Origin of the sequence: Natrarchaeobius oligotrophus, assembly GCF_003841465.1 — an archaeon.
GTDB lineage: Archaea > Halobacteriota > Halobacteria > Halobacteriales > Natrialbaceae > Natrarchaeobius > Natrarchaeobius oligotrophus.
In genome coordinates this window covers 1-674 of record NZ_REFZ01000066.1, presented here as the reverse complement: position 1 = coordinate 674, position 674 = coordinate 1, and the positions used below count along the sequence as shown (strand labels likewise).

1 protein-coding gene and 1 pseudogene are annotated in these 674 nt (G+C 61.6%); both read right to left on the bottom strand.

The features are described from left to right. Positions 1-218: pseudogene (locus EA472_RS22830) on the bottom strand (hypothetical protein); the annotation flags it as partial. Continuing rightward, positions 182-674, bottom strand: a 493-nt coding sequence (locus tag EA472_RS21860) for an IS630 family transposase (protein WP_124193557.1), incomplete at its 5' end; no start/stop codon positions are given. The pseudogene EA472_RS22830 and the gene EA472_RS21860, both read right to left, overlap by 37 nt.

Genomic DNA, 674 nt, shown 5'->3' with positions numbered 1-674 from the left:
TCAACGAATGAAATGAAGCGGTCACCGTCGTCGGTGACCGCGCCCAGCAGATTGATCGAAGCCCGACCGCCCGAGACCGGCAGTCTCGGGCGGGAGTTCACCGGAAACCAGCCGCGCTTTTGGTTGGTCTTGATCACCTGCGTGTTCTGATCGATGACGACGATTCGTCGACCGGCTGCCTTCAGCGTCGGCCACTTTTTTTGAACTCTTCGCGCCACCGCTGTTGTTCAGCCGGATCGGCTTTGTAGTGGCGCGGGCGGGCTGTCTGGTAAGACAGCCCCGCCCGCTTCATCACCCGATACATGTGCGCGAGCGAGTACTCAACGTCGAACGTCTCAGCGATGTAGTCACGGACAAGCGCAGGTGTCCACGTTGGCTCATCGTAGCCGGCCTCCGACGGCGACGCCGCCAGCGTCGCCGTCAGTTCCGTCCACTGGTCGTCGGTAAGCCGAGTCGATTGACCGGGGCGAGGGAGATCGCCGAGCGCGGTGAGGTCGCGCTCGGCGACGGTGTCGAGCCAATCGTACACCGTTTGTTCGGGGAACCCGAGCAACTGCTCGATCTCTGCCGGTGATTTACCTTGTCGGTACAGCAGCGCACACGTGAGGCGTTTGATCGCCTTCGCATCAGTTTCCGTGCGCAGTTGCTGGCGCAACTGCTCCTCATCAACATCA